General features: G+C 54.3%; 1 pseudogene. It reads right to left on the bottom strand.

What is annotated here, in order from left to right:
* A pseudogene (locus EOA29_RS40880) lies at positions 1–370 on the bottom strand (peptide ABC transporter substrate-binding protein); the annotation flags it as partial.
* Positions 371–387 lie beyond the last annotated feature (17 nt).

Here is a 387-nt window from a genome sequence, read left to right as displayed (position 1 = left end):
TCGCGTAACTGTCCATTAAAATGGTATTGAGCTTTTTGACTATCTCGCCGCGCTTCTCGATATCAGCGGTCTTTCCGAGCTCTGTCACCAGCGCGTCGTAGTTCGTGTCGCAGTAGCGCGGGGTGTTGCTTCCATGCGACTGGCCACAGGTGTAGCTCTCGGCATATGCGCCGGGATCGGAACCGCTAAAGTAGTTGGCCCACATCTGGGCGTCGGCATAAAAGTTACTGTACGTTTCCGGATTGCTCGGATCGCTTCCGAAAAAGACCGAAGCGTCGATGCTCCTCAATTCTACCTCAACGCCTATATCGTGCCACCACTGCTTGATGATCGCCTGGAACTGGTTGCGCACCGGGTTGGTCGTGGTCACCAAAGTGAGCTTTAGCT

The sequence above is a fragment of the Mesorhizobium sp. M1E.F.Ca.ET.063.01.1.1 genome (assembly GCF_003998155.1).
In the GTDB taxonomy this organism is placed as follows: domain Bacteria; phylum Pseudomonadota; class Alphaproteobacteria; order Rhizobiales; family Rhizobiaceae; genus Mesorhizobium.
Note: the sequence above shows the minus strand (reverse complement) of the source record. Positions and strands in the feature narration are given on the sequence as shown.